Genomic DNA, 13,681 nt, shown 5'->3' with positions numbered 1-13,681 from the left:
ATTCACTCATGTCTGTCGGACTGGGCATGCCGGCACCGCCGGCGCCCACGTTGGCGCCGCGGCGCAAGACCCGCCAGCTGATGGTCGGCGACGTCGGCGTCGGCAGCGACTACCCGATCGCCGTGCAGTCGATGACCACCACCAAAACCCACGACGTCAACGCCACGCTGCAGCAGATCGCCGAGCTGACCGCCGCCGGCTGCGACATCGTCCGGGTGGCCTGCCCGCGCCAGGAGGACGCCGACGCGCTGGCCGAAATCGCGCGTCACAGCCAGATTCCGGTGATCGCCGACATCCACTTCCAGCCCAAGTACATCTTCGCCGCGATCGACGCGGGTTGTGCTGCCGTGCGGGTAAACCCCGGCAACATCAAGGAATTCGACGGCCGTGTCGCCGAGGTCGCCAAAGCCGCTGCGGCAGCAGGCATTCCGATCCGCATCGGCGTCAACGCCGGATCGCTGGACAAGCGGTTCATGGCCAAATACGGCAAGGCCACGCCGGAGGCGCTGGTGGAGTCCGCGCTGTGGGAGGCGTCGCTGTTCGAGGAACACGGCTTCGGCAATATCAAGATCAGCGTCAAGCACAGCGACCCGGTCGTCATGGTCGCGGCCTACGAGCAGCTGGCCGCACAGTGCGACTACCCGCTGCACCTCGGGGTCACCGAGGCCGGGCCGGCGTTCCAGGGCACCATCAAGTCGGCCGTGGCGTTCGGTGCGCTGCTGAGCAAAGGCATCGGCGACACCATCCGGGTGTCGCTGTCGGCGCCGCCGGTCGAAGAGGTCAAGGTCGGCAACCAGATCCTCGAGTCGCTGAACCTGCGGCCGCGCGGGCTGGAGATCGTGTCCTGCCCGTCCTGCGGGCGTGCCCAGGTCGACGTCTACACGCTGGCCAACCAGGTCAGCGCCGGTCTGGACGGCCTGGACGTGCCGCTGCGGGTGGCGGTGATGGGCTGCGTCGTCAACGGGCCGGGGGAGGCCCGCGAAGCCGACCTCGGGGTGGCGTCGGGCAACGGCAAAGGCCAGATCTTCGTGCGCGGCGAGGTCATCAAGACGGTGCCCGAGGCGCAGATCGTCGAGACGCTGATCGAAGAGGCCCTGCGGCTCGCCGGTGAGCAAGGTACTGCGAGCGGTTCGCCCGTCGTGACCGTAAGCTGAGAGAGCCCGCCTGCTCGCAGAAAGAGTCACGATGTCGGCTCCGCCCATCCACCGCTTGGTCGACCAGCGACGGGTGTCGGTGGTGCGGGATGTGGCGGCGGTGCGCCGCGTTCTCGACCACGACCCCGTCGGGTCGTGCATGGTCGCTGCGCGGGTCGCCGACCACGGCATCGAGCCGTCGGCGATCGGCGGCGAACTGTGGACCCGCCGCGGCGTCGATGAATCCCTTTGCTACGCAGGCCCAAACCTGATTCCGCTGCGCGGGCGGCCGGCCGACCTGAACGCCTTCGCGGACGAGGCGATGAGCGCCTCGCGGCGATGTTCGTCGCTGGTGGGCCGGGCCGAACTGGTGATGCCGATGTGGCGACGGCTCGAACCGGCCTGGGGTCCGGCCCGCGACGTGCGGGAGCATCAGCCGCTGATGGCGCTGGGCCGCATGCCTGACTGCGCGATCGACCCTGAGGTGCGCCAGGTCAAGCTCACCGAAATCGACGCCTACCTGGTGGCCGCCGTCGACATGTTCATCGGCGAGGTCGGGGTGGATCCGCGGCTCGGCGACGGCGGCCGCGGCTATCGCCGCCGGGTGGCCAACCTGATCACCCAGGGCCGGGCGTGGGCCCGCTTCGAGCACGGGCAGGTCGTCTTCAAGGCCGAGGTCGGGTCGCAGTCTCCGGCCGTCGGCCAGATCCAGGGCGTGTGGGTGCATCCGGATCGGCGTGGCCAGGGCCTGGGAACCGCGGGCACCGCGACGCTGGCGGCGGTGATCGTCGGCACCGGACGCATCGCCAGCCTGTACGTCAACAGCTTCAACACCGTGGCCCGCGCCGCGTACTCGCGCGTCGGCTTCACCGAAGTAGGCAGCTTCGCGACGGTGCTGCTCGACTGAGCTCGCTTGGCTGCGCGACATTTAACTGGTTGCGACGACACGCCGGGCAGGATCGCAGACGTTTAAGTTTCGCCGAAGTAGCGGCCAGAGCGACGACGCAACCCTGAGTCACGGTTGGGTCTCGGTGCGCCTCCGACCGTCGGGCGAGACCACTTCGTAACATCAGCCTCAATGGCAACTAAGACCACAATCGCATCAGCAGTCACTGTTCTGCTGGGCTTCGCGATCGCTGTGCCGGCCTGTACGCCGCGTCCGGACGGCCCGGCGCCGGCGGCCCAGCGGTTCTTCGCCGCGCTTTCCACCGGTGAGACCGCGGCGGCCGCCGACCTCAGCGACGACCCGAGCGATGCCCGCGAAGCGCTCAACGCGGCGTGGGCCGGCCTGCAGGCCACCCACCTGGACGCCGAAGTGCTCGGCTCGAAGTACACCGAGGACACCGGCACGGTGGCCTACCGCTACACCTGGCATCTGCCCAAGAACCGGACCTGGGCCTACGAGGGACAGCTGAAGATGGCCCGCGACGAGGGCCGCTGGCTGGTGCGGTGGAGCACCACCGACCTGCACCCGCGGCTGGGTGAGCATCAGACGTTCGCGCTGCGGGCAGACCCGCCACGGCGCGCCTCGGTCAACGAAGTCGGCGGCACCGACGTGCTGGCACCCGGCTACCTCTACCACTACACGCTCGACGCCACCCGGGCTGGGCCGAACCTGATCTCGACGGCCCGCGCCGTCGTCGATGTGCTGCACCCCTTCGACGACGCGCTGAACGACCCGCAGCAACTGGCCGAGCAGGCCAGCTCGTCGGCCAAACCGCTGGACCTGATCACGCTGCGGGTCGACGACAACAACAACGTCGCACCCGCGATCGGCCAGCTGCCCGGGGTAGTGATCACCCCGCAGGCCGAACTGCTGCCCACCGACGACCATTTCGCCCCGGCCCTGATCAACGAGGTGAAAAAAGCGGTGGTCGACCAGCTCGACGGCGAGGCCGGCTGGCGGGTGGTCAGCGTCAACCAGAACGGCGTCGACGTCGCAGTGTTGCACGAGGTCGAGCCGTCGCCGGCGCCGTCGATCTCGATCAGCCTGGATCGTTCCGTGCAGGACGCCGCCCAGCACGCCGTCGACACCCAGCCCGGCAAGGCGATGATCGTGGTGATCCGGCCGTCGACGGGGGAGCTGTTGGCCGTCGCGCAGAACGGCGCCGCCGACGCCGACGGGCCGGTCGCCACCACCGGCCTGTACCCGCCGGGGTCCACGTTCAAGATGGTCACCGCGGGCGCGGCCATCGAGCGCGACATGGCCACCCCCAACACGTTGCTGGGGTGTCCCGGCGAGATCGACATCGGGCACCGCACGGTGCCCAACTACGGCGGATTCGACCTCGGGGTGGTCCCGATGTCGCGGGCGTTCGCCAGCTCCTGCAACACGACGTTCGCCGAACTGGCCAGCCGGATGCCGCCGCGCGGTTTGAGTCAGGCGGCCGCGCGCTACGGCCTCGGGCTGGACTACCAGCTCGACGGCATCACGACGGTCACGGGTTCGGTGCCGCCGACGGTCGATTTGGCCGAGCGCACCGAAGACGGGTTCGGCCAGGGCAAGGTGCTGGCCAGCCCGTTCGGCATGGCGCTGGTGGCGGCGACGGTGGCCGCCGGCAAAACGCCGGTGCCGAGGCTGATCGAGGGCCGGCCGACGACGGTCAACGGCGACACGACGCCGATCACGCCGAAGATGCTCGACGGTCTGCGGCCGATGATGCGGTTGGTCGTCACCAACGGCACCGCCACCGACATCGCCGACTGCGGCGCGGTGTTCGGGAAGACCGGGGAAGCCGAGTTTCCCGGCGGATCGCACTCCTGGTTCGCCGGCTATCGCGGCGACATGGCGTTCGCGGCGCTGATCGTCGGGGGCGGCAGTTCGGAACACGCGGTGCGGATGACCAAGCGGATGTTCCAGACGCTGCCGGGCGACTACCTTGCGTGACGCTGGGCTTTCCCGCTGGTAACGGTAGATTGGTACCGCTATGACGCGCCCCGATGAACTGACCGAACTGCGGGTGTCCGACGCCGACCGCAACGGCACCCTGCGCCGCCTGCACAACGCCGTCGCGCTCGGTCTGATCGACATCGGCGAATTCGAGGAACGCTCGTCGCAGGTGTCCTACGCCCGGACCCGCAGCGACCTCGACAGCTTGGTCGGCGACTTGCCCGGGCCGGGTGCGATCGTCACCTCGGCGGCCGACCGGGTCGAGCTGCGCGGCTGGCTGGGTTCGCTCAAGCGGCACGGCGAATGGATGGTGCCGACAAGGCTGGCGCTGGTCCGCCGGGTGGGGTCGTGCGAACTGGATCTCGTGCACGCCCGTTTCGCCGGGCCGGTTGTCGTGATCGAGCTCGACATGAAGTTCGGCGGCGTCGATATTCGCCTGCCCGACGGCGCCAGCGCCTCGATCGACGACGTCGAGGTCTACGCGGGCAGCGCCAGCGACCGCCGCAAGAACGCGCCCGCCGAGGGAACGCCGCATGTGGTGTTGACCGGGCGGGTGGTCTGTGGGTCGGTGGTGATCCGCGGGCCGCGCCGGTCTTTACTTCGCCGGCGCTGATACCAGTACCCTTGCGACATGCCTGTTCGCACCGCGCTTTCCCCGGGCGTGCTGTCCCCGACGCGCCCGGTGCCCAAGTCGATCCCACGCCCGGAGTATGTCGGCAGATCCACTGCACGCGAGGGCAGCGAGCCGTGGGTGCAAACTCCCGAGGTGATCGAGAAGATGCGCGTCGCCGGGAAGATCGCCGCCGGCGCGCTGGCCGAGGCGGGTAAGGCCGTCGCGCCCGGCGTCACCACCGACGAGCTGGACCGCATCGCGCACGAGTACATGGTCGAGCACGGCGCCTATCCGTCGACGCTGGGTTACAAGGGCTATCCCAAGTCTTGCTGCACCTCGCTGAACGAGGTGATTTGCCATGGCATCCCCGATTCGACGGTGATCGAGGACGGCGACATCGTCAACATCGACGTCACCGCTTACATCGACGGCGTGCACGGCGACACCAACGCGACGTTTCTGGCCGGCAACATCTCCGAGGAGCACCGGCTGCTCGTCGAACGCACCCGCGAGGCGACGATGCGTGCGATCAAGGCCGTCAAGCCCGGCCGTTCCCTGTCGGTGGTGGGCCGAGTGATCGAGTCGTACGCAAACCGGTTCGGCTACAACGTGGTTCGCGATTTCACCGGCCACGGCATCGGCACCACCTTCCACAACGGCCTGGTGGTGTTGCACTACGACCAGCCCTCGGTCACCACGATCATCGAGCCGGGGATGACGTTCACCATCGAGCCGATGATCAACCTCGGCGCGCTGGACTACGAAATCTGGGACGACGGCTGGACGGTGGTCACCAAGGACCGCAAGTGGACCGCGCAGTTCGAGCACACACTGCTTGTCACCGATACCGGCGCCGAAATCCTCACGCTGCCGTGAGTGATCCGCCGCGACTGTGCGATTTGATACGCCCTTCGCGGCGTGTCGCGGATGAAACCGCACACTCGCCGGGTCTGCTCGCACAACAAAAGTGAGCGGTGCTCTGCTGGTCGCGGGCACCAGCTCCGACGCCGGCAAGTCCATGGTGGTCGCGGGGCTGTGCCGGCTGCTGGCCCGCAAGGACATCCGGGTGGCGCCGTTCAAGGCGCAGAACATGTCGAACAACTCGGCAGTCACCGTCGAAGGCGGCGAAATCGGCCGTGCGCAGGCCATGCAGGCCCGCGCGGCGGGCCTACAGCCCAGCGTCAGGTTCAACCCGATCCTGCTCAAACCCGGCAGCGAACGCACCTCGCAACTGGTGGTCCGCGGCGAGGTCGCCGATACCGTCACCGCGGCGGGCTACTGGGCACACCGAGAGCAGCTGGCCGATGTCGTGTTCGACGAATTGTCAAGCCTGCGAACAGAATTCGACGCAGTAATCTGCGAGGGCGCCGGCTCGCCGGCCGAGATCAACCTGCGGGCAACCGATGTGGCGAACATGGGACTGGCCAGTGCCGCGAACCTGCCGGTGATCCTGGTCGGCGACATCGACCGTGGCGGGTTGCTGGCCCACCTGTACGGCACCGTCGCGATACTCGACCCGCAAGACCAGGCGCTGATCGCCGGGTTCGTGGTCAACAAATTCCGCGGTGACCCCGCGCTGCTGGAGTCCGGGCTGCGCCAACTGGCCGAACTGACCGGCCGGCCCACCTACGGCGTGCTGCCGTACGTCGACGAGCTGTGGCTGGACGCCGAGGACTCCGTCTCGGTGCTGGCCCATCGGGTCCTGGGCGGCCCACAGCCGCCGCGCGGCCGGCAGTGGCTGCGGGTCGCCGCCGTGCGGCTGCCCCGGATCTCCAACTCCACCGACGTCGAGGCGCTGGCCTGCGAGCCCGGGGTGCTGGTGCGCTGGGTCACCGACCCCGCCGACCTGGCCGACGCCGACGTGATCGTGCTCCCGGGCAGCAAGGCCACCGTCGCTGACCTGCGCTGGCTGCACGAACAAGGGCTGGCCGACGGTGTGGCGGCGCACGCGGCGTCGGGCAGGCCGGTGCTGGGCATCTGCGGCGGCTTCCAGATGCTGTGCCACTCGATCGATGACCCGGTCGAATCCGGATCGGGCCGCGTCGAAGGCTTGGGGCTGCTCGACGTCGACGTCGTGTTCGGCGCCGAGAAGGTGCTGCGGCGGTGGCAGAACCCGTTGACCGGCTACGAGATCCACCACGGGCGGGTGGCCCGCTGTGCCGAGGCCGCCTGGTTCGGCACCGACGAATCACCGCAGGGGTATCGCCGGGATCACGTGTTCGGCACCCATTGGCACGGGCTGTTCGACAACGACGACTTTCGTCGGCAGTGGCTGACCGTCGCGGCCGCCGCGGCCAACCGCGAAGGTTTCGTCGTGGCCGACGACGTCGACGTGACCGCACGCCGCGATACCCAATTGGATTTGATGGCCGATTTATTGGACGCCCATGCCGACATCGATGCCATTATCGGACTGCTCGAGGACGGACCGCCGCTGCGGCCGACCCTCGTCGCCGGCCTGGCACAGTCGCCGTCAAACCCTCACTGCGCCAGCGGTTTACAGCCGCATCAGCAGCCACACCCGTCGCTCGGCACGCGGCGCCCGAGAATTTAGGCCTGGTAGTGCTCTGAGAGACAATGCAGAAACGGCCCGCGCACCGGCCGATTGGCGCTACCTTGCACAAGTGCCTCCGACGATGATGACCACCGTCGACGGATTCCCCATCGAGGTCAATCTGGCAGGTCCGGAAAAGGGTTCCGTCGTGGTGGTGTTGGGTGCGGCGCAGCGGGCGCTCACCGCCTATGACCCGGTGTGCGAACGCCTGCACACCGCATCGCTACGGACGATTGTCATCGGACCGGACCAACGGCTGACCCCCAAATCGGTGGTCGGGATCATGGACGTCCTCGACATCAACTGGGGCGTGCTCGTCGGCGATCGCATCGGCGGCGAGTTGGCTTGGGAGTTGGCGGCAACCAGGCTCGACCGATTCACCAGCCTGATCGTCATCGACCGCGGGCACCCCCGGGTGGCCGATCTGACCGGGGTGATCCGCGACGCTCATTGCCCACCGGTGGAGATCAACACCACCGCGCTGGTCAGCACCCCGGCCTCCCAGGCGGTGGCGCGCGCCAGCCAACGCTGGGTCTACGCCGATTACCGCATCGTGGAGCTGCTCGGCCGGCGCAACGCGCGAGAGTCCACCGCACAGCTTGCCGCTGAGATCGTCCTGCGCACCAGCACCTGGTAATCAACCGGGCGCCTCTCCCAAACACGGAAGTGACTGCTGCGGCGCCTGTTTCGCATGGGTCTTAGTTTCGACTGCATCTGTCCAACGCGCCGCGCTGCCTCAACGAATCTGTCGGTGCTCGTCTCTATCCTTCGCGCATGTCGTCATCACCACGTCTCGTCATGGGCCCCGATGATCTCCGTGCCGACTTCGACGCCGCGACGATCGCCCGCGGCGCGCGATATGCCGCCGAGGGCCGGGTCTGGGACGTCGATTGGGACGAGACAGTGCATGCCCTGTTTGGGCGCTGTGCCGGATCACGGGGTCTCGTGTACGACGTTGACGTCACCTTCCAGGACGACGACGGTGTGCTCTTGCTGGAATGGGCCGAGTGCGAGTGCCCGGTCGGTAACTTCTGCAAACATGCCGTCGCGCTGCTGCTGACCGTCGCCGTTGACGAACACGCGCACCCCGCCGACCCGGACCCCTGGCGCACCGTCCTCACCAGGGTGCTCGACGAGATGGCACCCCCCGCCGTGTCCGCCGGCTCTCCGGTCGGGTTGGAGTTCTCGGTGACCACGCCCACGCACTACCGGCCCGGCGGCGCGGTCGCGCTACGCCCGGTGACCATTGGCAAACGTGGAACGTGGATCAAACGCCGGCTCAGCTGGCGGCAACTTCTCTACGGTTCGGCGGCCGGCGAGTTCGACAGCCGCCAGTACGGCGCGCTTCGGACGCTGGTCACCGACCTGCAGCGGTTCTCCCCGGTGGTCGACGGTGAGCTGCTGATGATCAGCGGAGCGTCGCGGGCGTTGTGGCCGGGGCTGATCGCCGCGCAGGATGCCGGGGTGACGCTGGTCGCCGACAAATCCAGTGGTCTGCGCGCGGTCGAGTTGGTCAAGAACGCTTCACTGCGCCTCGATTTCGCCGCCGACGGCGCTGGCGGGGCGACCATGTCGGTGAAGTTGACCGTCGACGGCGAGGAGTGCGACGCCGGCGGTGTCGGGCTAATCGGGCGGCCCACGCCGCACGGCATCAGTCAGATCGTCGACGGCGTATTACGGCTGGGCGCGTTCAACCCGGCTCCGGGACCCACCGTGCTGGACCTCATCGCCCACGACCGCCGGGTGCACATTCCCGCCGAGAGCGCCGAGGAGTTCTCGCTGAGCGTGTTGCCGCGGCTGGCCAACACCATGCCGGTAGAGATCGAGGACGGACTATTCACCCCGCCCACCGTGATGGGGCCGATCGCCGTGCTGACCGTCACGATGACTAGCACTGGGGCCCGGGCGTACTGGAGCACCCGCTACGAGGTCAACGACAAACATCACGACTTCGACCCCGACTCGTCGGCGCCGCTGACCGGCTACCGCGACGCGACCGCCGAAGAGGCCGCCTGGTCGCGGCTCGCCCCCGCGCTGCGCATGGTTGCCGCGACTTCACGTACCTGGAAACACCAGGCCGCCTTTCATGTCAAGCAGCGAATGACCCGTGTCCTCGACGGCGCGCTCGTCCGTGAGCTGTGTGCGATCGAGGATGCCCGCGATGCTGCGGCCGCCGTGGCAGCGGCGTCAATCGCGACGTTGCGTTCGCCGATCGATCTGGCCGCCGTCGAGACGGCGGTGTTGTGCGGCGAGGTCTTGCCGAGGCTGGGTTGCGTCGATGGCCTGACCGTCGAGATCAACGGTACCGCACCGGATTTCCGGCTAGCGGAGACCGGCCCGCAGCTGCAGTTCGCCAGCGGGGAGGAGCCGGCGCAAACCGACTGGTTCGACCTGAGTATCGCCGTGACAGTCGACGGGCACAGTGTGCCAATGTCCGACGTGATCACCGAATTAGCCTCGGGTGCAACACATATGCTGCTGCCCACCGGCGTCTACTTCCGTCTGGACACGCCGGAGCTCGTTCGCTTGCGGGAGTTGATCGACGAAGCCCGCGCGCTCGGTGAGATCGACGGCGACAAGGTGAACGCCAGGTCGCTGAACGTCACGCTGTGGGAGGAGTTGCTCGCGCTGGGCGTTGTCGACAAGCAGGTGGCGCATTGGCGGCAAAACCTGGCCCGATTGAGTGCCGCGCGACCCCCGGTTCCCGTCGAGGTGCCGAGCGGCCTGGACGCGACGCTGCGCGACTACCAGCGTGACGGCCTGGACTGGCTATCGTTTCTGTGGGACAACGGACTTGGCGGCGTGCTCGCCGACGACATGGGTCTGGGTAAGACGGTGCAGACGCTGGCGTTGATCGCGCGTGCCGCCGCCGCGGGCGCCGGTAAGTTCCTGGTCATCGCGCCGACCAGCGTGGTCAGCAACTGGGTCGCCGAGTGCGCCAAGTTCACACCCAGCCTGAACGCCGTGGCCGTCACCGCGACCGATGCCCGATCCGGCTGCCCGCTCGCGGAACTGGTCGCCGATGCCGATATCGTGGTGACCTCCTACACGCTCTCGCGCATCGACTTCCAGGTGTACGCTCAAATCGATTGGGCTGGAATCGTTCTCGACGAGGCTCAGTTCGTGAAGAACCACAACAGCAAGACGCATCATTGCGTTCGGCGGCTCGACGCCGAATTCAAACTGGCCATCACCGGTACTCCGATGGAAAACAATCTGATGGAACTGTGGTCGCTGCTGTCGATCACGGTGCCGGGACTGTTCCCGTCACCCAAGGCATTCGGCGACTATTTCCGCAAACCGATCGAGTCGGGTGCAAACCGGGAGCGGTTGCCGGTATTGCGCCGCCGGATCAAACCGGTGCTGTTGCGCCGGACGAAGTCCCAGGTGGCCACGGAACTACCGTCGAAGCAGGAACAAGTACTCACCGTCGACCTGAGTGCCAAACACCGCAAGATTTACGACACCCGGTTGGCCCGCGAGCGCCAGAAGGTGCTGGGTCTACTGGGGGACTGGGAGAAGAATCGGTTCCAGATCTTTCGGTCGCTGACTTTGCTGCGTCAACTGAGCCTGCATCCCGGCCTGGTGGACCGCACCGATATCAATGCTGGGTCGGTCAAGATCGACTTTCTGGTCGAGCAGCTTCCGCAGTTGATGGCCGAAGGCCACAGTGCACTGGTGTTCAGCCAGTTCACCGGATTCCTCGGCATCCTGCGGTCACACCTGGATGCGGCGGGCCTGAGCTACAGCTATCTGGACGGGAAGGTGAGCGCCCGCGGCCGCGCGGCGGAGCTGGCGAAATTCCGCGAGGGCGTCAACCAGGTGTTCCTCATCAGCCTCAAGGCCGGGGGCTTCGGGCTGAACCTGACCGAGGCCGACTACTGCTTCCTGTGCGATCCGTGGTGGAGCCCGGCAGCCGAAGCCCAGGCCGTCGACCGCACCCACCGCATTGGGCAGACCCGCCCGGTCACCGTCTACCGGCTGGTGTCCTCGGGCACCATCGAGGAGAAAGTGGTGTCGCTGCAGGAGCGCAAGCGCGAACTGTTCACCGCCGTGGTCGACGACGGCGAGCTGTTCAGCTCGGCGATCACCGCGTCGGACGTGCGGGAACTGCTCGGCTAGCGGTGTCGGCTGATAACTGCCCAGCGTAACTGTGGCGGTAGGACAATCTGTCGTATGAGCACGCTGACGATTCGCACGGACCCGGAGGTGGAACGAGCGATGGCGGCGCTAACGGGTGAGGGCAGGTCCCGGTCCGAGGCGGCACGGGCGGCGATTCTGGAGGCTGAGCGCACACATCGGCGAGCCCGTTTGCGGGCCGAGGCTGAAGCGCTGCGCAACGACCCCGACGACGTGGCAGCCTCTCGGGCGTTGGCCGCCGAGATGGACGCGATCCGTGCGTGGTGACTTATACCGGCTGAAAGCCCCGAAGGACGCGCGTGGGCACGAACAGGGCGGTGCGCGCTACGCCGTGGTGGTGCAGTCCGACGACCTGCCGCTCTCGACGTGGATCATCGCGCCCACCTGCACCGGACGGCGTGCTGCCTCGTTTCGCCCCGAGATCGAAATCGACGGCACCAAGACCCGCGTGATGGTCGAACAGCTCACAGTGATCGATCCGCAACACCGCCTCGGCGAATTCGCCGGCCGACTTGGGGCCGCCGAGATGCAGGTTGTCGATACCGCCTTGCGGGTGGCACTCGGCCTGGACTGAGCGAGCCGTGGCATTCTTCGAGTACGCGCACATCGATATCGCGGCGGTCACCGAACAGGGAAGGGGGCGTGGGTTTGAGCGCCTCTAGACCGCCGGTGATCGGCATGACCACCTATCTCGATCAGGCCCAGACGGGCATTTGGGACGTCCGTGCCAGCTTTTTGCCGGCCGCCTACTTCCAGGGCGTCACGCTGGCCGGCGGTGTGGCGGTGCTGCTGCCGCCGCAGCCGGTCGACGCCGGCATCGCCGGGCGAGTGCTCGACGGTCTGGACGGACTGGTGATCACCGGCGGCAAGGACGTCGACCCGGCCACCTACGGCCGGCCGCCGCACCCGGCCAGCGACGAACCCGGTCCGGAGCGTGACGCGTGGGAGTTCGCGCTGCTGCGCGGGGCGCTCGACCGGAAGCTACCGGTGCTGGGCATCTGCCGCGGCGCCCAGGTGCTCAACGTCGCACTCGGCGGAACACTGCACCAGCACCTGCCCGACGTCATCGGGCACAGCGGCCATCGGGCCGGCAACGCCGTGTTCAACACCTTGAGCGTGCGGACAGTGCCCGGCACCCGGCTGGCGAAGCTGCTGGGGGAGTCGGCCGATGTGCGCTGCTATCACCACCAGGCCATCGCCGAGGTCGGAGCGGGCCTGGTCGTCAGCGCGTGGGACGTCGACGGCGTGATCGAGGCCCTCGAATTGCCCGGCGACGACTTTGTGCTCGCCGTGCAGTGGCATCCCGAGGAAAGCCTCGACGATCTGCGGCTGTTCGACGCGATCGTGGATGCGGCGCGCACGTATGCGAGCGTGAACTGATGAACCTGACGCAGCGGCTGGCAGGCAGGGTCGCCGTCGTCACCGGTGCCGGCAGCGGCATCGGCCTGGCCGCGGCGCGGCGGCTGCACGCCGAGGGAGCCACGATTGTCGTCGGCGACATCGACGAACGGGCCGGCGCCGCGGCTGCCGACGAACTAGCCGGTTCCTTTGTGCCCGTGGACGTTTCGGACGAAGCGGCGGTCAACGCGCTGTTCGACACCGCGGTGGCCACCCACGGCACCGTCGACATCGCGGTCAACAATGCCGGCATTTCGCCGCCGGAGGACGGGCTGATCGAGAACACCGAGCCCGCGGTGTGGCAGCGGGTGCAAGACGTCAACCTGAAATCTGTGTACCTGTGCAGCCGGGCGGCGTTGCGGCACATGGTGCCCGCGGGCAGGGGCGCCATTGTCAACGTCGCTTCGTTTGTCGCGGTGATGGGTTCGGCCACCTCGCAGATCTCCTACACCGCGTCCAAAGGGGGAGTGCTGGCGATGTCCCGCGAGCTGGGTGTCCAGTTCGCCCGCCAGGGCATCCGGGTCAACGCGCTGTGTCCCGGGCCGGTGAATACCCCGCTGTTGATCGAGCTTTTCGCCAAGGATCCCGAGCGTGCCGCGCGCCGGTTGGTGCACGTGCCGATGGGCCGCTTCGCCGAGGCGCACGAAATCGCCGCGGCCATCGCGTTTCTCGCTAGCGACGACGCATCATTCATCACCGCGTCGACGTTCCTGGTCGACGGCGGCATCAGCGCCGCCTACGTCACCCCGCTCTAGCGGGGCATTTCGTTTCGGGCTCTCGACATGTCCGCCCACTCGATTGCAAGCTGCGGGTAGGTATGTTTACGCAGGGGTACAGATACTGATCGCTCGGGTGATGCAAAAGATGAGTGAACTTTGCTGTCCACGCTGCGCTGACCACACCGCGCTGTTCGGGATCGGATCTGCGAAAGTTTCCGACTCGTGAGCATGAGG

General features: G+C 67.6%; 11 protein-coding genes and 1 pseudogene. All 12 read left to right on the top strand.

Annotated features, from left to right (window positions below; all coding sequences use genetic code 11):
• The first annotated feature begins 8 nt into the window (after window positions 1-8).
• Window positions 9-1,154: a flavodoxin-dependent (E)-4-hydroxy-3-methylbut-2-enyl-diphosphate synthase gene (gene ispG, locus AWC14_RS05720; RefSeq protein WP_045376951.1), complete on the top strand. Its 1,146-nt coding sequence runs from the start codon at window positions 9-11 to the stop codon at window positions 1,152-1,154.
• A gap of 31 nt (window positions 1,155-1,185) precedes the next feature.
• Window positions 1,186-2,040, top strand: a complete 855-nt coding sequence (locus AWC14_RS05715) for a GNAT family N-acetyltransferase (RefSeq protein ID WP_057003316.1) — start codon at window positions 1,186-1,188, stop codon at window positions 2,038-2,040.
• Between the two features lie 171 nt (window positions 2,041-2,211).
• Entirely contained in the window at window positions 2,212-4,020 is a 1,809-nt protein-coding gene (locus AWC14_RS05710; RefSeq protein WP_045382534.1) for a penicillin-binding transpeptidase domain-containing protein, read from the top strand.
• A gap of 40 nt (window positions 4,021-4,060) precedes the next feature.
• Window positions 4,061-4,636 (top strand): DUF1707 SHOCT-like domain-containing protein, encoded by a 576-nt coding sequence (locus AWC14_RS05705; RefSeq protein WP_045382532.1) that lies wholly within the window; start codon window positions 4,061-4,063, stop codon window positions 4,634-4,636.
• A gap of 18 nt (window positions 4,637-4,654) precedes the next feature.
• The gene (gene map / locus AWC14_RS05700; protein ID WP_045382529.1) at window positions 4,655-5,512 is read left to right on the top strand and encodes a type I methionyl aminopeptidase; all 858 of its coding nucleotides are present in this window, start codon (window positions 4,655-4,657) and stop codon (window positions 5,510-5,512) included.
• A 91-nt stretch (window positions 5,513-5,603) separates the two neighbouring features.
• A pseudogene (locus tag AWC14_RS05695) lies at window positions 5,604-7,097 on the top strand (cobyric acid synthase); the annotation flags it as partial.
• Between the two features lie 178 nt (window positions 7,098-7,275).
• Entirely contained in the window at window positions 7,276-7,827 is a 552-nt protein-coding gene (locus AWC14_RS05690; RefSeq protein WP_045382565.1) for an alpha/beta hydrolase, read from the top strand.
• Between the two features lie 137 nt (window positions 7,828-7,964).
• Window positions 7,965-11,312 carry a DEAD/DEAH box helicase gene (locus AWC14_RS05685; protein WP_045382526.1) on the top strand — a complete coding sequence of 1,116 codons (3,348 nt, stop codon included), beginning with the start codon at window positions 7,965-7,967 and terminating at the stop codon, window positions 11,310-11,312.
• A gap of 54 nt (window positions 11,313-11,366) precedes the next feature.
• A complete protein-coding gene (locus AWC14_RS05680) occupies window positions 11,367-11,597 on the top strand; it encodes a hypothetical protein (RefSeq protein ID WP_045382520.1) in 231 nt (76 codons plus the stop codon).
• Window positions 11,587-11,904 (top strand): type II toxin-antitoxin system PemK/MazF family toxin, encoded by a 318-nt coding sequence (locus tag AWC14_RS05675; RefSeq protein ID WP_045382518.1) that lies wholly within the window; start codon window positions 11,587-11,589, stop codon window positions 11,902-11,904. Before AWC14_RS05680 ends, AWC14_RS05675 begins: the two co-directional genes overlap by 11 nt.
• A 104-nt stretch (window positions 11,905-12,008) precedes the next feature.
• Complete coding sequence (locus AWC14_RS05670; RefSeq protein WP_045382562.1) at window positions 12,009-12,710, top strand: gamma-glutamyl-gamma-aminobutyrate hydrolase family protein; 702 nt, start codon at window positions 12,009-12,011, stop codon at window positions 12,708-12,710.
• On the top strand, window positions 12,707-13,483 hold the full coding sequence (locus AWC14_RS05665; protein WP_193393835.1) for a 3-oxoacyl-ACP reductase: 777 nt from the start codon (window positions 12,707-12,709) through the stop codon (window positions 13,481-13,483). The genes AWC14_RS05670 and AWC14_RS05665 overlap by 4 nt, the downstream gene beginning before the upstream one ends.
• Window positions 13,484-13,681 lie beyond the last annotated feature (198 nt).

The sequence above is a fragment of the Mycobacterium kyorinense genome (assembly GCF_002101735.1).
Taxonomy (GTDB): Bacteria; Actinomycetota; Actinomycetes; order Mycobacteriales; family Mycobacteriaceae; genus Mycobacterium; species Mycobacterium kyorinense.
This window is presented reverse-complemented; position numbering and strand designations above follow the sequence as displayed.

Excerpts from the sequence above, each read along its gene's own strand:
- AWC14_RS05670 (WP_045382562.1), top strand. The coding sequence starts at position 12,009 with ATGACCACCTATCTCGATCAGGCCCAGACGGGCATTTGGGACGTCCGT.
- AWC14_RS05715 (WP_057003316.1), top strand. The coding sequence starts at position 1,186 with ATGTCGGCTCCGCCCATCCACCGCTTGGTCGACCAGCGACGGGTGTCG.
- AWC14_RS05685 (WP_045382526.1), top strand. The coding sequence starts at position 7,965 with ATGTCGTCATCACCACGTCTCGTCATGGGCCCCGATGATCTCCGTGCC.
- map (WP_045382529.1), top strand. The coding sequence starts at position 4,655 with ATGCCTGTTCGCACCGCGCTTTCCCCGGGCGTGCTGTCCCCGACGCGC.
- AWC14_RS05710 (WP_045382534.1), top strand. The coding sequence starts at position 2,212 with ATGGCAACTAAGACCACAATCGCATCAGCAGTCACTGTTCTGCTGGGC.
- ispG (WP_045376951.1), top strand. The coding sequence starts at position 9 with ATGTCTGTCGGACTGGGCATGCCGGCACCGCCGGCGCCCACGTTGGCG.
- AWC14_RS05680 (WP_045382520.1), top strand. The coding sequence starts at position 11,367 with ATGAGCACGCTGACGATTCGCACGGACCCGGAGGTGGAACGAGCGATG.
- AWC14_RS05705 (WP_045382532.1), top strand. The coding sequence starts at position 4,061 with ATGACGCGCCCCGATGAACTGACCGAACTGCGGGTGTCCGACGCCGAC.
- AWC14_RS05690 (WP_045382565.1), top strand. The coding sequence starts at position 7,276 with ATGACCACCGTCGACGGATTCCCCATCGAGGTCAATCTGGCAGGTCCG.